The organism is Rothia sp. HMSC062F03, assembly GCF_001836905.1.
Lineage (GTDB): Bacteria > Actinomycetota > Actinomycetes > Actinomycetales > Micrococcaceae > Rothia > Rothia mucilaginosa_A.
Genome location: NZ_KV830861.1, coordinates 311,923 through 332,607 on the forward strand (window position 1 = coordinate 311,923; position 20,685 = coordinate 332,607).

Consider the following 20,685-nt stretch of genomic DNA (forward strand, 5'->3'; position numbering starts at 1 on the left):
GGTCTGCTTAAACGCATCTACGAGGCGCGCACCGTCTACTGCTTTGGCACCGGTTACGCTCAGCGCAACGCGGTGCAGGAGTTCGCCAAGTCCATGCAGGCCTGCGGCAAATTCTGCCACGTTATTCCGGCTCGCAACGAGTTCGAGAGCGCCATGAACACCATGACCCAGGACGATGTGGTGATTATCGTGTCGTTCTCGGGCCAGACCGAGAACATGCGCGAGCACATCAAGATGCTGTCGCTGCGCCGTATTCCCATGGTTGCGGTGACCGCGATTGGCGTGAACTACATGTCCTCGCACGCCGAGTACTCCCTGCACTACCAGGCGACCCCCACCCACATCAGCACCCAGCGCAAGCCCTACCACTCGTTCGTGGCTCTCTGGGTGGTGCTGGACTACGTGGTGCGTCGCTACATTGAGTACTCGGAAACCGCGCGCCGAGAATCCCTCAGCAAGCAGGTTGAGGATGCCCTCGACGGAGGCACCGAAACCACCCCGTAGTTGCGGGCGCTCCTGCCCGGAGCCAATTTATTCCCGCTGCCCTGAATCTACCTCCTGAACAGAACCCGAAAGAGACACCTTCGTGACCGCAATCCTGGCGCTGATTGATAACTCCGAGAAGATGCGTAAGTACCTTTTCTGGTACCTCATGATTATTCCGGCCCTCCTCTTCTTGTGGATTGCCGTGGGTGCGGCAAACTCCCAGATGAGCTTCCAGGACGCCATGAAGATTCCCTTCTTTACGGTTGCTTTCATGAACGGATGCTTGAGCCTGCTGCTGGGCGGTACTCTTAAGCTTGCGGGAATCGAGAATGAGCGCACCGAACGAGCCTATGCTCTGTATTTGATTATCTTGCTGGCGGTCATCGGTAACCTGCCCGGCGCGCTCCTGTCCTTCTTCCTCTTCCGTTCCCTGCGCTTCGGTAACCTGGAGGGTGAACTGGCCCCCAGGTACCGCTGGGTCCTGCTGGCGGCCATGGCGTTTTATGTCATGGTGGCTTTGGTGCTCACCGTGGCTAATCTCTCGATGACGCTGGGCTAGGACGCTATCGTAGATTGAAGAACGCCTGAGCGCGAGGACCGCTCACGAAGCACCACCGGATTGCACGCCGTGCATCACACTGACATACAAGGATAGTCGAGACGTGAATCATACTCCTGATTCTGTTCACATGCAGAACACCGACGGAACCCCGAGCGATACCGCCGAGGTGCCCGTCGCATCGGCGACCCCCGAAGAACAGGCGCAGCTTGCCGAAACGACCGAACCCGAGATGAGCATCGCCGAGCTTCCCCCGCACCTGAACCCCGCCCACGAGGACTTCGACCCCTCGGCGGGGCTTGAACGCTGGGCCGAACAGATGGACGTCTACACCGGCCCCGACGCGATGCTTGACTTCAACCAGGTCGACTACGTGCACATAGACCTGTCGGAGGCGAACCCCTCCGGCCTGGCTCAGCTACTTGCCGGACGTAAGACCCGCCTCTCCACCATCCTGCGCGAAAAGTCGCAGCTGGAGGCGGGCATGCGCTCCGCCCGCACCCTGCGCACCAAGATTTACGAGCTTGCCACCGATCACGGTCTGGACTCCGGCTACTTCGTGGCGGGCACCGCATCCTGGCTTTCGCACGACACCCGCGAGGCCACCGCAGCCTACGAGAAGCGCTTCATCGCGCCGATCCTCATGGCGCCGCTGAGCATCACCCCGCACCCGAAGGATGACGACTTCGAGCTGCGCCTGGCCGGCTCCGCGCGCCTGAACCCCGCCATGGTCCGCCAGATCAAGCAGGAGTACGGCATCGACCTGGGCACCATGGACGTGGCCCAGCTGGCGAACTCCATGTCTCGTCTGGATCCGGAGCCGGTCATCGAGCGCATGCGCGCCTCGGCCGGCCGTATCCCGGGCATGACCATCGAGTCGAAGTACTTCATCTCGACCTTTGCCGACCTGAAGGAAAGCCTGGGCGAGCTGCCCCACACCGCCATCACCCCGCTCGTGCGTGACGTGGCGGCGCTGAAGGTGCCCGGCGTGAAGCCGCGCGAGCTGAACGCCCACAACCTGCAGCAGCCCCTGGACCAGCGCGACCCCGCCGAGGAGATGCTCCTGCTCGATGCGGACGCAAACGCCCAGGATATTATCGACACCGCGGTGAGCGGTTTCTCCTTCACCGTGACCGCGGCCCCCGGCACCGAGCCGCTGCGCACCGCCGTGAATATTGCCTCCGCCCTCATCGGCCGCGGCAAATCCGTGCTGGTTGTGGGCGAGAAGCGTTCGACGCTCGCCGAGTTCTCGGCCCTGCTCAAGCGCACCAGCATCGACAGCCTGCGCTACGACCTGCTGGCCGAACACGATTCGGAGGCGCAGCGAGCCGAATTTATCCGCGCCATCGTACGCAACGAAAGTGCCGAGGAGCCGAACTCCGAGGACCTCAACGAGGAACTGTGCGCCACCCGCCAGACCCTCATCGACCACACCCGCGCCCTGCTCACGAAGGACCCGCACTGGCAGATTTCGGTGTACGCCGCCCTGCAGCGTCTGGCCGAGCTGACCGCATCCGAGGACGGCCCGGCCACCCGCGTACGCTTCGACCGCCCCATGCTGGACTCCCTCCTGGAACGCGATCAGGTGCGCGCCGAGCTCGTGCGCCTGGGCGAGATTGACGGATTCGCCGCGTCCTCGCGCACCTCGCCGTGGTACCGCGCCCGCCTAGTCAATGACGAGGAGGCCGCGGAGGCCTACGCCCTGGTCATTACCCTGAAGTCCTCCCTGCTGAATCTGCGCGAGGCCATGAACCGTATGGCCGCCATGCTGGGCCTGCGCCCGGGCCGCACGATTGCCGAGTGGGAGTCGCAGCTGGCGATCCTGATGCGCATTCGCGAGACGCTTAAGCGTTTCCGCGCCGATGTGTACGACCGCCCCGTGACCGATCTGATTGCCGCAACCGCCTCCGGTGCGTGGCGTCGCGAGAACGGCATCGAGATGAGCAGTATGCAGCGCTCCCGCCTGCGTCGCGCGGCGAAGGAGTACATCCTGCCCGGCGTGAACATCGGGGATTTGCACGAACAGCTCAAGATTGTGCAGACCGAACGTGCCGAGTGGATTCGCCATATCGAGGCACCCCGCACCCCGCAGATTCCGCAGAACCTGGATCAGCTGGCCGACGCCCTGAACTCCCTGGTGTCCGAGCTGGCGGGCCTGGGTATCGTGCTTGCCGATACAATCGACGGCACCGACTTTGTGCGCACCGACCTGGACGTTTTGGACGCCCGCCTGGACGCCCTCATGGACGACCGCGTCCTGCTCATGACCCTGCCCGAACGTGACGCGCTCCAGCAGAAGCTTCACGAACGCGGCCTGTCCGAGCTGCTGGATGACCTGTACGCCCGTCAGGTACCGACCGAAGTTGTCGCGGCCGAGCTGGAGCTCGCCTGGTGGCAGTCCGCGCTGGAATACCTGCTGGAACGCCACGAGGGTAAACTGCTGGACGGCGACCGCCTGCGAGACACCGAATCCCGCTTCCGTCGCGCCGACTACGCCCACATGACCAGCGCCCCGGCCCGCCTTCTAGCAAAGGTCGCGCGCGTGTGGACCGACCGCATCGAATCCGAGCACGACCAGGCGGCCTACCTGAAGAGCCAGCTACGCGGCTACGAGTTCGTGCTGGAGGAGCTGCTGACGCACGCGCCCGTCATGGCGCGCACCCTGCTGCCCCTGTGGACCGCCAGCCCCTTCGCCCTGGCCCGCAAGGTGCCGGCCTCGATGCGTTTTGACGCGGCCATCCTGCTGGACTCTGAATCCACCCCGCTGGCGGCCAACCTGCCGGCTATCACCCGCGCCGACCAGGTGATCGCCCTGGGCGACCCGCACTCGGGATACCCCTCGCCGTTCATCGTGTCCGCACCGACCTTCGGAGCGCCGGACCCCGCCGATGAACAGCTGGACAGCACCTTCGACGTGCTCGCCACGGTACTGCCGAACCGCACCCTGGCCATGCTGCACCGCAGCATGGACCCGGTGATTCTCGACTACCTGAACCGCGAGTTCTACGATTCGCAGCTGCACGCCGCCCCGGTGAGCCGCGCCTCCTCGCAGCCGGCCGCAACCCTGACTGTGGAGTACATCGACACTCGCGGCAAGGTGAGCGATAACGCGAACCTTGATTCGCCCGGCGTTGAGGTCGAGCGCGTCACGAACCTGGTGCTGGAGCACGCCTACCGCACCCCCGACCGCTCCCTCGCGGTCGTGACGGCCAGCCCCAAGCATGCTCAGCGCGTGGCCGAATCGGTGCGTCACGCCCTGAACCTGTACCCGCAGCTCGCCCCGTTCTTTGCCGCCGGCGAGGAGTCTTTCCGCGTGGTCGACCTGACACGCGCCGAGACCCTCGAACGCGACACCGTAATCTTCTCGCTGGGTGTGGGACGCGCCCGCCTGGGCCAGGCCTCCTATGACCTGGGTCAGCTCTCCACCGAGCACGGCCGTCAGGGCTTTGTCGTGGCGCTGACTCGCGCCCGCCGGGCCCTGCGTATCGTTTCGTGCATCGACCCGACCGAGCTGGACCCGCAGAAGCTACACCACGGCGCGGTCGACTTCTACCACCTGCTGCGTGAGCACGCGGAGCGCCAGGCCCGCGAAGAGGCCGAGGCGAAGGCACAGCGCGTGCCCGAGACTCTGCCGCGCAATGCCTTCTTGGCTACCGACGAGCAGGAAACCCCCGACCTGGGCGATTGGCTGCTCAACGATCTGGTAGCGCGTTTGCAGGCCCGCGGCGTACGCGTGACGCAGGGTGAGGGTGACATCGCGCTGATTGCGCACGCCCCCGAAAAGCTCGTGGCCGAGCCCGTGCCCGCCCTGGGCGTGGCTCCCGTGGTTTCCTCCGGCCCGAGCGCTCCCGCTGCGATGCCTCTGGTGGCTTGCTCCGACGGCGAGCAGAACTACGCGCGGGCCTCGGTGCGCGAGCGTACGCGCCTGCTACCCGAGCGCCTGAGTCGCACCGGCTGGAACTACATCACGCTGGGCACCCTGGAGGTCTTCTCCGACCCGGACGGCGTGGTGGCGCGCATCCTGCACTACCTGGACATGGACGAGGATGCTGAGGACCGTGGCTAACTATTCGCCCGTGCCCAAACCCCGACGCGGTAACCGCCGGGTGAGCGGGGGCGGAACCGTGGGAGGTGCCGAACCCTGTCTTGCGGGTCTGGACCCGTCGTCGGGGACCCCCGCCGCCGCGGTGCCCGGCGACCGGTCGGCCGCGCCAAAAACTGCCGATTTCGGCGGTGGCTCCGGCAGTAGCTCGCGGAAGAAGCGCACCGCCCACGGCGCCTCGAAGCCCCTCACCCCCGAGGAGAAGGAGCGCCTGGAGTGGATGCGCCAGCAGCGTCCCCCGCACTGGGGTAACAACATCGTCTAGGCTTCGGTGGCATGAGGCCGCGAGCCATCATCCAATACACGCTAGGGCGGCGGGTACCTGTTCGGTACCCGCCGCCCTAGCGTGTTATCGAACGCCGAGCCGGTCGGCGCTATCCATCCATCGCGTTCTGCGGCAGCTGGTTTGAATTCTTATTAGTTTGAGTTCTTATCGGTGCTGTAGAAGCCGGAGCCCTTGAAGGTAATGCCCACGGTGTTGTAGCGCTTGCGCAGGGTCTCCTGACCGCACTGGGGGCAGACGCGCAGGGCATCATCGCTAAAGGACTGGCGCTGTTCAAATACGTGATTGCAATTCTTACACTGGTAAACGTAAACCGGCATAACTTCCTTCGCCCATTGATATTTCGTTGATTACGGTTAATTGCGTGGTTTGAGTGTACCGCTTTTGAATCGTGAGGGGTATTTTGTTTTCTTCCCAAGACTAAAAGTAACGCGGCGTATTCGTTATGAGGGGTTCTGCGCGGTGCGTTCTGCCGGGCGGTAGGTTCCTTCTTCGGTCAGAATAACCGGCAGGATACTGTCCCAGCGGTCGTAGGGGACGGTTTCGTAGATTTCCTCGGCGAAGACGATGCCGAGGGTCTTCTCACGCAGTTGTTCCTCGCTCAGCAGGGGGATGATTCGGTCGTAGTAACCGCCTCCCTGGCCGAGGCGATGCCCGGCCGCATCGTAGGCGAGGGCGGGGATGAGGCGCACATCGGCCTCGACGAATGCCTGTACGTCGCGTTCTTCGCCCTCGGGTTCGGGGATTCCCATGGGGCTGCAGGGGTGGTCAATGGTGGGATCCCACTCAACCCAGGCGAGGGTTCGACGGGGACGGACGACCGGCACGATGATGCGGTGTCCGGCCTCGTGTAGGCGGGTAAGCGCCTCGGTGATGGGAGGTTCCGAGGGGGTGGGCAGGTACGCGGCAACCGTACCGGGGGAGTGCAGACGCTCTCGCACCTCGCGCAGAATATTCTCGGTGAAGAGGTCCCGCACTCGCTGCTGTCCGGCGGGCCCGCGCTCGCTGCGAGCGATGAGGCGTCGGGGACGAATCTGCGAACGGAGGATGTTCTTATCCAGGGAGATATCCTCGGCGCTGGCGCCCGAATCGGAGGTGCTGGTGGCTACTGCGGTGTTGAAGTGCATGGGGGTCCCATCGTCGTTGCGGGGTGAGCGGTGTCTTGGACATGAGGTACAGACTCGCGGCGTAGGCCCCAAATCTCGCGAATGGTGGAGATTTGTGAAGGGGCACACTTCTCTCAGTATAGGACGATTTAAAGAAAGAGCGGCGTGCCGATCTTTTGATATTTTCGGTATCTGCACGAGCCTGTATGCAGTTAATCACGTTAAGGATTTTTCACGTCATAGTTTCATCGATTCGACCTAAGTACTTTACGACTTAGGGTATTCTTGTGGCATGGCTACTGAAATTAAGTCTGTTACTAAGGCGGTTATTCCTGCCGCCGGTTTGGGCACCCGATTCCTGCCCGCCACGAAGGCCACCCCGAAGGAAATGCTCCCCGTCGTTGATCGCCCCGCGATTCAGTACGTGGTGGAGGAAGCTGTCCGCGCCGGCCTGCACGATGTTCTGATGATTACCGGTCGCAACAAGCGCGCTCTTGAGGATCACTTCGATCGCGTTCCCGTTCTGGAGCGTCAGCTCGCCGAGCAGGGTAAGGACGCCCTGCTGGCTTCGGTCCTTGAGACCAACGAGCTTGGCGGCGACCTGCACTACGTGCGCCAGGGTGACCCGAAGGGTCTGGGTCACGCCGTGCTGCGCGCAAAGCGCCACGTGGGTGATGAGGCTTTCGCCGTTCTGCTCGGTGACGACCTGATTGATGAGAAGGAAGACCTGCTCTCCCGCATGGTGGAGGTCCAGGAGCGTACCGGCGGTTCCGTCGTTGCTCTGATGGAGGTTCCCCGCGAGGCAATCTCGGCTTATGGCGCTGCCGCTATCGAGACCGTTGAAGGCGAAGACGGCTTTGTTAAGATCACCGGTCTGGTAGAGAAGCCCGCCGCTGACGAGGCCCCCTCGAACTACGCGGTGATTGGCCGTTACGTTCTGAGCCCGAAGGTGTTCGAGGTTCTGGAGGACACCGCTCCGGGCCGCGGCAACGAGATTCAGCTGACCGACGCCCTGCAGACCCTGGCTCAGGGTGAGGGCGAAGGCGAAGGTGTCTACGGCGTGGTCTTCTCCGGCCGCCGTTTCGACACCGGTGACAAGCTCTCCTACCTGAAGGCAAACGTTATTCTTGCTGCTGAGCGTCCCGAGTTCGGCGACGACCTGCGCGCATGGCTGAAGGACTTTGTCGCAGAGAACTGCTAAGGCCGTTCTTTCGTAACACCACCCCGGTTACGGGGTATCAATCACCTGATACGCTGAGGGAGGCGTTCCTTGTCGGCTTGCCGAGCGGGGGCGCCTTCCTCAATTTATTTGGTCGTTCCGTCTTTTGGGGAGACGGAGTGACTAATATGCGTGCGATATTACGCATAACGTTGTGTATGCCGTCCGGGGTATATGCGCTCATCCATCCCATTTTTACCTTTTATGGAAAGAAATGGGAATATAAGGGTATGATTAAAGTCTAGGGATTTAGGGACGATAGAGGGCGACCTAACATGACGTTGTTGAACACCTCGGGTGTATTGGTAATTCTGACCGTGATTTTGCTGCTGTGGTTTGTACCCAGGAGCCTGCGTCGCGCGCCCGCCGGCCACACGGTTGAGCCCGAACGACCCCTAATTAGCGCCGAACGCACCGCTGAGGACATTCTTGCCTCCGCCGGCGTGCTGCTAAACGAATCGGAAGCCTACCAGTCTTCTGACCACGCCGTGGCGCCGGGTACCTCCCTGCCCTCTTCTGCTCTTCCGCGTTCCTCTTCCTCCTCGCACGCGGTGGGGGACGGCGCGGCACCGCAGACAGCGTCCATTTCGCAGGTTCGCGATTCCTCCCCGGTGACCCCGTATACGGATGAGATTCCCGTGGTGGAAGAGCCCAAGCAGTCCCTGCTCTCCTCCCTCGATACTTCAACCCCCTCTGGTGTGGCCTACCTGGTCGCCGCCGGGGCTGGCGTTGCCGCAGTGCTGTGCCTGCTTCTGGCCCTCTTTGGTCTGTTCTCCTGGGCATGGTTCGTGATTTTCGCCGTGCTGGGTGGTCTGGCCTGGGCCGCGGGCCGCTTTGGTCTGGCAGATACCTTGAGTCAGCGTCTCGCTCACCGCGAGGGCGACGATGACGAAGACGAGCGCTCCGAGGTCGACTTCGATGATGAGCAGCTTGACCGTGAAGCCGAAGAGCCCGCTTCGGCTGCTGAGGCTCGCCCCGCGCCGGTTCCCGCCCCCAAGGCTCCCGTCGCACAGCCCGTCCGTCGTGAGGGTTCCTCTGAGGCTTCGTCCCCGAAGACCCCGGTTCCCGCGGCTGAGCATCGTGACGCCGACCCCCGCACGCCCGAGCCCCGAGTGCATGAGCCCCGAGTGCATGAGCCCCGTGCCGCTGAGAGTGTCGACTCTGCACAGGATGCGCCGGCCCACCGCCGAGCAGAAGGCCGCCCCGCGGCTTCGCGCCACGCACAGCATCCGCAGCGCCGCCCCCAGCGCCCGAGCCGATTCCAGCCCATCCGCCGCGGTAGCGTTCTCTTCGACCAGGAGAGCGGTAGCGGGGCGAACTCTCAGCCAGCACCTCGAGCTGCTGAACCTCAGTCTTCGGCCGAGCGAGCAGTAGCGGCTCAGCACACGCAGCCCGTGCAATCCGCTCAGCCCCACCCCGCGCAGCAGGTTCCGCAGGCGGCGCCTCAGCAGACGGCCTCTCAGCAGGCCCCGCGCGTTGCTCCCCGGGCCGAAGCCACGGAGCAGCCGGCTGTGCACCAGGCTGCCCCCGCTCGCGAGCCCGCGCCGCGTGTGCCGACCGATTTCTCCGCCCCTCGCCTTGCCGGCACTTCACAGGAGCGCCCAGCGGCTCAGCAGGCTCCGCAGGCGGCGCACCCGAACCAGTCGAATCAGGGTCAGCCGCGTCCGGCCCTGCGCGACGGTTCCCCGGTGCGTCAGGCGCCTCAGCAGGCCCCCGCACCGATTCCGGAGGAGATTCCCCTGCCGGACGTTCTGGACGATTCTGAGTTCGACGCCCTGGATATCGCCTCGTTGAACAACCCCGCAACCCAGCCTGGTTCGTCGCTCGGCGTATCCCGTCGCGCGGGAAGCCGTCATCCCGGTGGTGGTTCCTCATTTGAGGCGGTCAGCAACACCTGGAACCCCGTGCAGCTGCCCAAGCCTCTGAGCGCCCTGCACCGCGAGAACGACGAGAAGAACTCCAAGAAGTAGCTGGGCAGGCACCTGAGGGCTACCGCCGGTTGCGTGCATTGCCTAGAAGCTCCCATGAACGAATGTCCCGAAGGATAGAGTCCTTCGGGACATTCTGCGTATTCGGTGGTGTATCACCGTGATTATTTGTCGGGGGAGTAGCAGAGACAAAAAGAAAGGGAGCCCCGTCAATGGGGCTCCCTTTCCAGCATCACACACAGGAAGAAAGTCTTCTAGACCGATCGGGGAGGCCTTCCCACAAGGCCAGCCCCATTCGGTAATAAAAATATAACCTAATTCGAGAGGGTACACAAACTGAAAATAGCGACGGTCTGTCACTAAACTAAGGTTGCCCTAAATAAAATCCGCGCCATTGCTGGGAAGAGCGGAGCATCGAGGGTGCATAAAAATCTTTAAAAAAATTTTCGGGAGGCCGCTCGAAGCTCGTTGGGCCATATCAGAAAGGTATACACCGTCGGAAAACGTTGCTCGCCGAATCGCCCTTGGGTACTCGTCTGAGCTTCGCGAGGCTCATCCCCGATGCGTGTCACGGAATAGGCATATTCGCGCTCGGGGAGGACTGGCGAATCTGTTCGTGAGAGAATAGCCGGGTGAAAGAATGGATTAACTCTCTGCCGATTGAGGTTGCCCTACTCTTCATGTGGATTGTGGGAATTGTTCGCACCAGCCTGGTCTACTGGGTGGCGGCCCTGGCCGCGAAGGGGAGCGCGCGCCTCCACCGCATCCGCGAGGCAATGGAACGTCCCCTCTACCGCAAGGCCCGCGCCTTCATTAACCGATGGGGCGTTATCGCCGTGCCCCTGTGCTTTCTGACCGTGGGTTTTCAGACCGCAGTCATCGTCACCACCGGCTTTACCCGCATGCCCCTACGCCGCTGGATTCCCGCAATGCTGGTTGGCACCCTCATGTGGGCCGGCATCTACACCACGATTGGTTTTGCCATTCTCGCCGCCCTGGGCCTGGAACCCTGGATGTTCCCCGTGGCCCTGGCCTTTGTGGTGGCCGGAGCGGTCGTCATCTCTGCGGTGCGCGAGAAGCGCCTAGACCGCGAAGGTGCGGCCGAGGATCTCGACGACACCGACGCTTAGCCTCGGGCCCTCACCCAGCGCGACTAGTTTCGACGGACGAATGTGTTAGCGTGGAGGGATGAGTTCAACCGACACCTCCACCGCAGGCACCCCCGAGCAGCCTCCCGCAGCTCCCGCAGGGCACCGCGAGAATCACGCAGAGCAGACGGCCCCCCTTGAGGCGGCCAGCGCCGAAGCGCCCTCCGAGGCTCCCACCCGCGTGTACCTGCACCCCGAGCAGCTGGCCACGATTCAGACTCCGGAGGCTCTACCCGTGCCGGTTCTGCAGCGCTCGGCCCTGCGCGTGAGCTACGTGCCCGGCATTATGCCCGGCAAGTGGTTCAACCGCTGGCACGAACGCTACGGCGACCGCGTGCCCCTGGCCGAGGTGCCCGTGCGCGAGGCGCGCGGACTGGACTCCCTTCACCAGAACCTGCAGCTGATCGACCCGGAGTCTGCGGAAGGCTCCGAAACGGCAAGCCCCGCAGAAAACGCAGAGCCCGCACCTATCGAGCGAGTGGAAGTTCCCGAGAACCCCTTCGCCCACATGAGCATCCTGCGCCCCTACCGCGAGCCGGCCAGCACCGACGGCGAGAAGTACCACAGCATCCGCCTTTACGAGGAGCTGCCCGTGGTTATCCTGCCGACGGATCACGTTCTCACCGTGCTCGACGAGGTGCCCGTGGCCGAGCTGGCCGAGGAGTTCCTGCTTCAGCCCGCCTCCGATATTCCCGCCTACGAGGAGGTTTCCCGCTCCTGGCGTGAAAGCTCCGGCCGCATTGTGCCCGAGGGGTTGAACGACCAGGAGACTATCGATTTGGTGGCCGCCGGCGTGGGCCTGTACATCGTGCCCATGTCCATCGCGCGTTTCTACCACCGCAAGGACCTCACCTACCGCCCTGTGCCCGATCTGGACACCTACCCGGTGCACCTGGTCTGGCCGCGCGCGCCCAAGGGGGAGCCGCGCCCCGAGGAGCTCGAGGCTCTCCTGCAGGACTTTATCGGCATCGTACGCGGGCGTACTGCCAGCAGTGATCGCGGCACCGAAACTCGCCAGGCACGCGCCGAACGCGTGGCCGCGGAAAAGGCCAAGGCCAAGGCAAAGGCCCGCGCCGCTAACGCACGCCGCGAGGCACGCGATAAGAAGCGCGCCAACGCCAAGAAAAACGGCAACGCCCGACAGACCTCCAAGGCGGCCTCAGCGCGCCGGGGTAAGAAGCGCTAGGCGGTAAAATCGAACCATGGCATTATCAATGGAAACCCGACCCGCGGCCTACGCGGTCATCATCGAGCAGGGTAAGCTGCTCATGACCCACTGGGTGCCCGAAGACCGGAACCTCAGCCCCCTCTGGTCGCTGCCCGGCGGCGGCATGGAACCGGGCGAGCAGGCCGACGAAACGGCGCTGCGCGAGACCCTCGAAGAGACCGGATACAGCGTCGCTATTGAGGACATCCTGGGCGTGCATGCCGGTCACTTCCCCGTGCGCTCGGCTCAGGCTCAAAAAGACCCGGAGGCGCTACCCTTCTGCGCCCTGCGGGTGGTTTTCCGTGCTCACATCGTCACCGGCGAACTGCGCCACGAGGTGAACGGCTCCTCCGACACCGCGCGCTGGGTGCCCATCGCCGAGCTCGATACGATTCGCTACGGCACGCTCATCGACGAGGTGGCCTCCATGATGGGGTACACCAACGCCGCAAGCTGGGCCCGAGAATACCGCGAATTTCTCGCCGATGAGAACGCCAGGAAGCTCACCTCATGACCCGCCGCACCCTAACCCGCCGCGCCCTGCTGGGCTCCGCGGCGCTTGCCCCGCTACTGGCCGCATGCGCTACCCACGACGCGATGCCGCAGGTCGACCCCTCCGCTCCCACCTACGGCACCCTGCGCATCGGCTACGGTGCCCTGCGCGAAATGCACGCCGTGGCCCACGTGTATGCTCAGGCCCTGCGAAGGGTCGGCTACACCGTCGAATTGGTTGAAACGGGCCACAGCCGCAGCCTGGCCCTGCGCGCCCTCCTCGCGCCCTCGGGACGCCAGGAAAGCACCGGAACCGAATCGACCACCCCCGAGGTGAGCGAGGCCGAAGCCACCGCCGCCTACGAGGCGCTACCCGTGGACCGCGGGGCCGCCTCCGTCGAAGCCCAGGATGTTGACCCGCTGGATATCGTCATCGACTACAGCGGCGACCTGCTGCTCTACCTGACCGATGATGGCAAGCTCAGCCCCGCCGCCGTACAGAACGAGCGCGTGGCGGCCTCGGTGACCGCCTCCGCGGCCGCCGCCGGCGTGACCCTGCCCCCGGCTCCTACGCAGAGCCCCACCCCGAGCGATACGGCCTCCGGCACCGCAAGCCCTTCCGCGGATTCCTCGGCCGACCCGACGGCCAGCGCCTCCGCGACCCGTTCGGCGGATCCCATCAATCTGCGCGCCATGACCACCACCGACATGACCAACGCCATCTCGCGCATCCTACCCGAGGGGCTGAACCTGCTGAACGGTGCCAACGCCACCAACAAGGATGTGCTGGTCACCACCCGCGCCGTCAGCGCCCGCTACAAGCTCACCTCGCTGGTCGGCCTGCGCGATGTGCAATCCACCCTGGGCTTCTCCATTCCCGATAGCTACTCGGTCGGGACCTACGGCATTGAGTCGTTGCGCAGCCTCTACCGCTTCACGGCCCGCGCCGTCACGCAGCAGAATGACCCCGCCGAGCGCGTGCGTGCCCTCACCGACGACAGCGTGCAGGTGACCCTGCTGCACAGCGTGAACCCGGCCATCGACGACAACCGCCTGGTCGTGCTGGAGGACCCCTCCAATGCCATGTTGCAACAACAATTGGTGCCGATTATTCGTCGCACCCTGCCAGATAGCGCTCGCAACGCGGTTAACCGCGTATCATCTACATTAGACACGGGTAACCTCTCGTTCCTGCTGCAGCTCACCAGCGGATCCAACCCCATCGCCGATGACGACGCAGCGCAATTCATTTTGGATCACCCTAGAAAGTAAATCATCATGACGAAGTACCGCCAGTCCTCCCGACTGAACAACGTCCACTACGATATTCGCGGACCGATTCTGGATGAGGCGAACCGCATGGAAGCGATGGGCTACCGCATCCTTAAGCTGAACATCGGTAACCCCGCCCCCTTCGGTTTTGAGGCGCCGGACGCGATCATGATGGATATTATTCGTCACCTGCCCGAAACCCAGGGCTACTCCGATTCCCACGGCCTGTACTCCGCACGTACCGCCATTGTGCAGCACTACCAGAACCACGGCATCATGAACCTGGACACCGAGTCTATCTACTTGGGTAACGGTGTGTCTGAGCTAATCCCGATGACCCTGCAGGCACTATGCGAGACCGGCGACGAAATCCTGGTCCCCATGCCCGACTACCCGCTGTGGACCGCATCCACCGCGCTGGTCGGCGGCAAGCCCGTGCACTACCTCTGCGATGAGGAAAACAACTGGTACCCGGACATCGAAGACATTAAGTCGAAGATTACCGAGCGCACCAAGGGCATCGTGGTGATTAACCCGAATAACCCGACCGGTGCCGTCTACCCGCGCTCGATTCTGAAGCAGATCGTGGATGTGGCACGCGAGCACGGTCTGGTCGTGTTCTCCGACGAGATTTACGAAAAGATTACCTACGATGGTGCTGAAGCCATCAACATGGCAACCCTCACCGGCGACGACGTGCTCTGCCTGACCTTCTCCGGCCTGTCTAAGGCCTACCGCGTGTGCGGTTACCGTGCGGGTTGGGTCGCAATCACCGGCCCGAAGAAGGACGCCGCAAGCTACCTTGAGGGCATCCACCTGCTCGCCTCCATGCGCCTGTGCTCCAACGTCCCGGCACAGCACGCAATCCAGACAGCGCTGGGCGGCTACCAGTCCATCAACGAGCTGATTGCTCCTGGCGGCCGCCTGTACGAGCAGCGCACCCTGGCCCACAAGATGCTCAACGAGATTGACGGCATCAGCTGCACCCCCGCCGACGGTGCGCTGTACCTGTTCCCGAAGATTGATATTGAGCGCTTCGACATTACCGATGACGAGCAGTTCGCTCTCGACCTGCTCAAGAGCCAGAAGATTCTCTTCAGCCACGGCCGCGCCTTCAACTGGAAGGATCCCGACCACTTCCGCCTGGTGTACCTGCCCGATACGCAGACCCTCACCAGCGCCCTGGAGCGTCTGGGTAACTTCATGGCCGACTACAAGCAGAAGCACTAGCGAGGGATATCTCGCCGGCCGCTTAGCGAACCCTACCGGAATATAAACGGCCTGCCCCGCAGCTCTGATGAGCTGCGGGGCAGGCCGTTTATAGTTAGTCGCTATAGCTAGCCGGACAAGCCGGGGAGGGGCACGCTAGTTGGCCGTGGGTTCCTGACCGCCCTGCTCGCCGCGCACCGCGTTCAGGCGCTCCTGCGCGCCCTTCAGCCACGCCTCGCAGCGGGCGGCCAGGGCCTCGCCGCGTTCCCACAGGGCAATAGAGGTTTCCAGGTCGCTGGTGCCGGACTCCAGCTGACGCACGACCTGCTCCAGTTCGGCGCGGGCCTGCTCGTAGCCGAGGGTTTCGACGGGTGCGCCCAGCTCGGCGCTGTTGAAGCTAATGTTCTCGCTCATTGAGGAACCTTTCAGGGGTAAAAACTGGGGGTGAAGCTTAGGGGTATCGAGGTTTAGGAGATGTTCGAGGGATCCGTAGAAGTCACGGCCGCCTGTGCCGAACCGGTCGCCGCGCGCACCGTAATCTGCTCGCCCTCGTGCAGCACCGAGGCGTCACGCACAATAGCGCCCGCAGAATTCTGAACGATGGAATAGCCGCGGCTGAGGGTCTGGGCAGGGGAGAGGGACCGCACGCGCGCAATCGTGTGTTCCAACGTTCCCGACTCTCGCTCGATGCGGTGCTCGGTGGCCCGCAGGGCGCGTTCGCGCAGGCGATTCACCTCGTCGGCACGCATAAGCAGCGCCGAATCGGGATGGGTGAACACCGGGCGGCTACGCAGCTGGGCAATGTAGTTCATCTGCATGCCCACGTAGCCGAGCACCGCACGGTCCAGGCGGGCACGAGCCTCGGTGATGCGGGCGGTTTCCTCCGAAATATCGGGCACAATGCGCTTACCCGCATCGGTGGGGGTGGAGGCGCGCAAATCGGCCACCGCATCGAGGATGGGGGAGTCCGCCTCGTGGCCAATCGCCGAGACCACCGGGGTGACGGCGGCCGCGACGGCTCGGATGAGGGATTCCTCGGAGAAGGGGAGCAGATCCTCGAAGGAGCCGCCGCCTCGGGCGATGACGATGACGTCCACCTCGGGGTGGGCATCCAGCTCCGCGAGCGCGGCGATGACCTCCTGAGCCGCGCCCTCACCCTGCACGCGGGTGTTGCGCACCTCGAAGGACACGCCGGGCCAGCGCAGGGAGGCGTTGCGGATAACGTCCTTCTCAGCATCGGAGTCGCGACCGGTAATCAGGCCCACGCGGTTGGGAAGCATGGGCAGCGGCTTCTTGCGGGCGTCGGCGAATAGCCCCTCGGCGGCAAGCTGCTCACGCAGACGCTGTAGCTGCTCGTGCAGGTTGCCGGTGCCGACCGCGTACACTTCCTTGCCGATGAGGGAGAGCTTGCCGTTCTTCCACAGGCTCGGCTTGGCGCGGGTAACGATGCGCGAGCCCACGGTCACGTCGGCGGCGAGGCCGCTACCGGCGCGGCCGAAGAGCGCGAGGGTGAAGGAAAAATCCTCCTGAACGTCCTTGAGCTCCATGAAGACGTTGCCTCCGCGGCCGTTGAGCGAGGCGACCTGCGCCTCAACCCACAGCTCGGGAACCTTGTCCACATAGTTTTTGAGGTTCTGCGCGAGCAAAGCCAGCGGCCAGGGGTTGGTGGCGGTGGTTTCCTGCGATTTCGCGGGAAGCTGCCGCTCGTGCACGGGCGGCACCACGAGCGTCGGCCGTGCTGCGGAGGGGTTGTAGAAGTTCATGTTCCTATTGTCGCCGATACGCCGAATTTCTGCCCGCCGAATGGTGACGGGCTCCGGGCGAGCGGAACGGGGAGCGGACGAATCCCTCAGCTGATGGCACATTCTCATCGAGTCGCCTCGTGACCTTAAGGTTGAGGCGGTACGCTAGGCTCATGCGTTCACCAGATCATCACAACGCCACCCGCAACCTGGACGAGGAAGAGACCTCGCTCCTGCAGCCCACGCGCGCGATGCCGGCATCGGGCTATCCGGCCGACGGTTTACCGAGCCCCGCCGCACAGTCCGCGGCGGCCCCTCCCGCGCACGCACCCGTCGCGGCGGGTTTGCGTACGGTTATCGCCCTCGTGCTGAGCCTGCTCTCGGTGCTGTGCGCCCTGGGCGCCACGGGCGGTGCCTGGGTGAGGGCAAATATCGCCTCCGAGACCGGCTTTTCGGAGATTTCAGCGAACCTGGCCAGCGACCAGCAGTTGGCCACCCGCATCGCTGACGGCGCGGTCGAAGACCTCATGAAGAGCGAAGCTATGACAACCTTCCTCGACGGAACCAAAGCAAGCGGCCTATACTCCATTCTGGTGAAGCCCACCGAAGACGGGATCCGCTCCATGCTCAACCGCGCCGCCGGTGAGCTCTCAAAAACTGATGAATACCGAAGCCTCTGGCGCGATATTGCGGAAGAGACTCGGCGGTACAACCTGAACCACGACGGGCCCGCCGTCATCGTGCTCACGCCCTTCTACCGGGCCCTGGACGAGAAGGTCGGCTCGATCGGCCCCTTCGACCCGGACCTGACGAAGCTCGGCCCCGAAACCCTGAACATTGACAGGGTCCGGGACGGCGCGGCCCAGGGGAGCGCAACGCAGGATAGCGATTGGGTGGTCCACTCGGCGATTAAACGCGTCGCCGCAATTGGGCAGGCCACCGGAACCCTGATTGTTCTGGCGGCAATTCTGCTCTTCGTGGCCGTCCTGGTTGCGCCTCGCCGCCGCGTGCTGGTGCCGGTCGCCTCCGCCCTGCTGTACGCCCTGGCTTGCTGGGGCGCCGCCTCCTGGCTGGGCGCCCAGACCCCCGCCTCCCTGGGGATCACCAGCCGTAGCGCCGCCGGAACCGCGTTTATCGACGGGGCGTGGAACGTAACCCGACCCTTGGCAACATCCCACCTGGGAGCTGCGGCAAGCTACGGTCTCGCCGCGGCGGTCATCCTGCTACTGGTGGGGATTCTCGTGCACCTGGTCCACCTGGGCCGCACCACTGCGAGCGATGCCACAGTCATCACACACTAGAAGTCCGAATAACCTAGGATAGTAACCATGTCCACTGAAACTATTGCCCTGGGCCTGCCGCCCGTTCCTCGCGAACGTCGCAGCCGCGCCGACATCGAAGCCGCCGCGCCCGTGAACGGCGAGAAGAAAGTCCTGCTGGCCACTCCCCGTGGTTACTGCGCCGGCGTTGACCGCGCCGTGATTGCCGTTGAGAAGGCGCTGGAGCACTACGGCGCGCCCGTGTACGTGCGCAAGCAGATTGTGCACAACCGCCACGTGGTGGAGACCCTCGAGAAGCAGGGCGCCATTTTCGTGGATGAGGTGGACGAGGTTCCCGAAGGTTCCGTGACCGTTTTCTCCGCCCACGGCGTGTCCCCCGCGGTGGTTTCTGCTGCCGGCGAGCGCTCGCTGAACACGATTGATGCGACCTGCCCGCTGGTGAACAAGGTGCACCGCGAGGCTGTGCGCTTCGCCAAGCAGGACTACGACATTCTGCTCATCGGCCACACCGGCCACGAAGAGGTCGAGGGTACCGCCGGTGAGGCGCCCGAGCACATCCAGATTGTGAACTCGCCCGATGAGGTGGATCAGGTGACCGTCCGAGACCCCGAGAAGGTCGTGTGGATTTCCCAGACCACCCTGTCTGTGGATGAGACCCTGGAGACCGTGGCGCGTCTGCGTGAGCGTTTCCCCTCGCTGCAGGATCCGCCCTCGGATGATATCTGCTACGCAACCTCCAACCGCCAGGGCGCTATCAAGGAAATCGCTCCGCGCGCCGACCTGGTGATCGTGGTGGGTTCGGCGAACTCCTCGAACTCCGTGCGCCTGAAGGAAGTAGCACTCGAATACGGCGCCAAGCGTGCCGAGCGTGTGGACTTCGCACACCAGGTGGACGAGTCCTGGTTTGAGGGTGTGGCAACCGTGGGCCTGACCTCCGGCGCGTCGGTGCCCGAGGTTCTGGTTCAGGAGGTGCTGGCTCTGCTCGCCGAGTACGGCTACAGCACCATCGAAGAGGTGGAGACCGCGAAGGAAGATATTCTCTTCTCCCTGCCGAAGGAGCTGCGTTCCGCCCTGAAGAACGACGAGAACGTGGGCCGCCAGCTCGGTGGCCGCGGCGCTAAGCCCACTCGTTAAAGGCTTGCTCAAGAGCTTATAGATCCCCGTATCTTCTCCCGTTTGGGATTGGATACGGGGATTTTTGTATCTGCTGCGCGGGTAGGGGTGTTTGCGCAGCTTCGCGGTCACGCTACGCGGGGGAGTGCCCCCTCTGCGGCGCTGGGGCGCCTTGAGGACGGAGCCCCCGCTTCGCGTGACCGCCTCCGCTGCTGGGGTAGTGCCCCCTCTGCGGCGCCCCAACAACGATTGGCACAGGCGCCTTGAGGACGGAGCCCCCGCTCCGCGTAACCGGCACCTCCGCCGCAGGCAGTGCCCCCTCTGCGGCGCTGGGGCGCCTTGAGGACGGAGCCCCCGCTTCGCGTGACCGCCTCCGCTGCCGCCTCGTTGCCCAGGGCCTATTACCCCGGAAATTACCGCGTCATAACAGCCCCTCCGCGAACTCATGACATTTGTCATGTGCAGGTCATGACACTCTGTACCGCAGCGGCGCGAAAACCGGCGGTGTAATAGAAACATGAACACCGCAGCACTTCAGAACAGCAAGCCCAACACCGCAGAAACCGTTATTTCCGCCCGCTCCCTCCGCCAGGTTTTCTCCACCCGCGCGGCAGGCACCGTAGTCGCCGTCAACTCGATTGACCTGACCGTCAAGCGCGGCGAAATCATCGCACTGCTCGGCCCCAACGGCGCAGGCAAGACCACTCTCATCGACATGATCCTCGGTCTGGCCCAGCCCAGCGGCGGACAGCTGAGCGTCTTCGGCCGCAACGCCTCCGAGGCAGCACGCGCCGGTCTACTCGGTGCGGTTCAGCAGACCGGTGGTCTGCTCAAGGACCTGACGATTCGCGCTACGGTCGAGATGATTGCGGCGCTGTACCCCAAGCCCATTGACGTGGATGAGGTACTCGCCGGCGCCGATCTGACCGATATCGCTAAGCGTAAGGTCGGCAAGTGCTCGGGCGGTCAGCAGCAGCGTCTGCGTTACGCCCTGGCGACCATGCACTCGCCGGAACTGCTGATCCTGGACGAGCCGACCGCCGGCATGGACGTGAATGCGCGCCGCACCTTCTGGGAGCGTATGGAAGCCATCGCAGAACGTGGAACGACCATTCTTTTTGCGACGCACTACCTGGAAGAAGCACAGAACTTCGCCCAGCGCATCGTGCTCATGGCCTCCGGCTCCATCATCGCTGACGGCTCCTCCGATGAGATTCGCGCCCTGACCGGCCACCGCCACCTTTCCTTCCTCGCACCCGCGCCCATCACCGACCTGGATGTGCCGGTCGAGGTGACCGAAGAGTCCGGAGGGTACCGCCACCGCATCTCCGTGCTGGAGATTGAGCAGGTACTGCGCACTCTGCTGAACAACTACAGCATCAGCGACCTGGAGGTCACCAAGCCCTCCCTGGACGAGTCCTTCACCCTGCTGACCGAGCAGGCCGCCGCCTCCAAGGCATCCGACGCCTAAACATTCAGACTGCCTAAACACCACACCATCTAAACGCTACGCCGCCGTTACACACCTCAAGGAAAATA

The 20,685-nt window shown here is 63.9% G+C and carries 18 protein-coding genes; 14 read left to right on the plus strand and 4 right to left on the minus strand.

Annotated features, from left to right (window positions below; all coding sequences use genetic code 11):
• The 4 genes from HMPREF2674_RS01330 to HMPREF2674_RS01345 form a co-directional block, all read left to right on the plus strand.
• The coding region (locus HMPREF2674_RS01330; RefSeq protein ID WP_141761781.1) for a MurR/RpiR family transcriptional regulator at nucleotides 1–504 on the plus strand (504 nt) is incomplete at its 5' end.
• Nucleotides 505–586: 82 nt separating this feature from the next.
• Nucleotides 587–1,045: a hypothetical protein gene (locus HMPREF2674_RS01335; RefSeq protein WP_049343363.1), complete on the plus strand. Its 459-nt coding sequence runs from the start codon at nucleotides 587–589 to the stop codon at nucleotides 1,043–1,045.
• 232 nt (nucleotides 1,046–1,277) lie between these two features.
• Entirely contained in the window at nucleotides 1,278–5,111 is a 3,834-nt protein-coding gene (locus tag HMPREF2674_RS01340; RefSeq protein ID WP_371441250.1) for a DEAD/DEAH box helicase, read from the plus strand.
• Complete coding sequence (locus HMPREF2674_RS01345) at nucleotides 5,104–5,412, plus strand: hypothetical protein (RefSeq protein WP_141761773.1); 309 nt, start codon at nucleotides 5,104–5,106, stop codon at nucleotides 5,410–5,412. The genes HMPREF2674_RS01340 and HMPREF2674_RS01345 overlap by 8 nt, the downstream gene beginning before the upstream one ends.
• A gap of 152 nt (nucleotides 5,413–5,564) precedes the next feature.
• On the opposite strand, the gene HMPREF2674_RS01350 is transcribed toward HMPREF2674_RS01345, so the two are convergent.
• Together HMPREF2674_RS01350 and HMPREF2674_RS01355 are read right to left on the minus strand one after the other, a co-directional pair.
• On the minus strand, nucleotides 5,565–5,750 hold the full coding sequence (locus HMPREF2674_RS01350) for an FmdB family zinc ribbon protein (protein ID WP_049332007.1): 186 nt from the start codon (nucleotides 5,748–5,750) through the stop codon (nucleotides 5,565–5,567).
• 123 nt (nucleotides 5,751–5,873) lie between these two features.
• Nucleotides 5,874–6,557, minus strand: a complete 684-nt coding sequence (locus HMPREF2674_RS01355) for a 5-formyltetrahydrofolate cyclo-ligase (protein ID WP_049332008.1) — start codon at nucleotides 6,555–6,557, stop codon at nucleotides 5,874–5,876.
• 271 nt (nucleotides 6,558–6,828) lie between these two features.
• Between HMPREF2674_RS01355 and galU the strand changes: the two genes are divergently transcribed.
• The 7 genes from galU to HMPREF2674_RS01390 all read left to right on the plus strand — a co-directional run bounded on the left by galU (nucleotide 6,829) and on the right by HMPREF2674_RS01390 (nucleotide 15,032).
• Entirely contained in the window at nucleotides 6,829–7,737 is a 909-nt protein-coding gene (gene galU / locus HMPREF2674_RS01360) for a UTP--glucose-1-phosphate uridylyltransferase GalU (protein ID WP_070824602.1), read from the plus strand.
• A 293-nt stretch (nucleotides 7,738–8,030) separates the two neighbouring features.
• Nucleotides 8,031–9,725 carry a hypothetical protein gene (locus HMPREF2674_RS01365; protein ID WP_070824603.1) on the plus strand — a complete coding sequence of 565 codons (1,695 nt, stop codon included), beginning with the start codon at nucleotides 8,031–8,033 and terminating at the stop codon, nucleotides 9,723–9,725.
• 590 nt (nucleotides 9,726–10,315) lie between these two features.
• The gene (locus HMPREF2674_RS01370; RefSeq protein ID WP_070824604.1) at nucleotides 10,316–10,813 is read left to right on the plus strand and encodes a DedA family protein; all 498 of its coding nucleotides are present in this window, start codon (nucleotides 10,316–10,318) and stop codon (nucleotides 10,811–10,813) included.
• Nucleotides 10,814–10,871: 58 nt separating this feature from the next.
• Complete coding sequence (locus HMPREF2674_RS01375; RefSeq protein ID WP_070824605.1) at nucleotides 10,872–12,017, plus strand: LysR substrate-binding domain-containing protein; 1,146 nt, start codon at nucleotides 10,872–10,874, stop codon at nucleotides 12,015–12,017.
• 28 nt (nucleotides 12,018–12,045) lie between these two features.
• A complete protein-coding gene (locus HMPREF2674_RS01380) occupies nucleotides 12,046–12,552 on the plus strand; it encodes an NUDIX domain-containing protein (protein ID WP_049332014.1) in 507 nt (168 codons plus the stop codon).
• Nucleotides 12,549–13,802, plus strand: a complete 1,254-nt coding sequence (locus tag HMPREF2674_RS01385; protein WP_070824606.1) for a glycine betaine ABC transporter substrate-binding protein — start codon at nucleotides 12,549–12,551, stop codon at nucleotides 13,800–13,802. The genes HMPREF2674_RS01380 and HMPREF2674_RS01385 overlap by 4 nt, the downstream gene beginning before the upstream one ends.
• Nucleotides 13,803–13,808: 6 nt before the next feature.
• Nucleotides 13,809–15,032 (plus strand): pyridoxal phosphate-dependent aminotransferase, encoded by a 1,224-nt coding sequence (locus HMPREF2674_RS01390; RefSeq protein WP_070824607.1) that lies wholly within the window; start codon nucleotides 13,809–13,811, stop codon nucleotides 15,030–15,032.
• A gap of 135 nt (nucleotides 15,033–15,167) precedes the next feature.
• On the opposite strand, the gene HMPREF2674_RS01395 is transcribed toward HMPREF2674_RS01390, so the two are convergent.
• Both HMPREF2674_RS01395 and xseA read right to left on the minus strand, forming a co-directional pair.
• On the minus strand, nucleotides 15,168–15,425 hold the full coding sequence (locus tag HMPREF2674_RS01395; RefSeq protein ID WP_070483711.1) for an exodeoxyribonuclease VII small subunit: 258 nt from the start codon (nucleotides 15,423–15,425) through the stop codon (nucleotides 15,168–15,170).
• A 53-nt stretch (nucleotides 15,426–15,478) separates the two neighbouring features.
• Nucleotides 15,479–16,774, minus strand: a complete 1,296-nt coding sequence (xseA, locus tag HMPREF2674_RS01400; protein ID WP_070824608.1) for an exodeoxyribonuclease VII large subunit — start codon at nucleotides 16,772–16,774, stop codon at nucleotides 15,479–15,481.
• Between the two features lie 152 nt (nucleotides 16,775–16,926).
• Here xseA and HMPREF2674_RS01405 point away from each other — a divergent pair, with 152 nt between their 5' ends.
• From HMPREF2674_RS01405 to HMPREF2674_RS01415, 3 genes are all read left to right on the plus strand, one after another.
• Complete coding sequence (locus tag HMPREF2674_RS01405; protein ID WP_070824609.1) at nucleotides 16,927–18,054, plus strand: dehydrogenase; 1,128 nt, start codon at nucleotides 16,927–16,929, stop codon at nucleotides 18,052–18,054.
• Between the two features lie 27 nt (nucleotides 18,055–18,081).
• Nucleotides 18,082–19,167: a 4-hydroxy-3-methylbut-2-enyl diphosphate reductase gene (locus HMPREF2674_RS01410; protein ID WP_049343353.1), complete on the plus strand. Its 1,086-nt coding sequence runs from the start codon at nucleotides 18,082–18,084 to the stop codon at nucleotides 19,165–19,167.
• A gap of 496 nt (nucleotides 19,168–19,663) precedes the next feature.
• Nucleotides 19,664–20,617 carry an ABC transporter ATP-binding protein gene (locus HMPREF2674_RS01415; protein WP_070824610.1) on the plus strand — a complete coding sequence of 318 codons (954 nt, stop codon included), beginning with the start codon at nucleotides 19,664–19,666 and terminating at the stop codon, nucleotides 20,615–20,617.
• The last annotated feature ends 68 nt before the right edge of the window (nucleotides 20,618–20,685 follow it).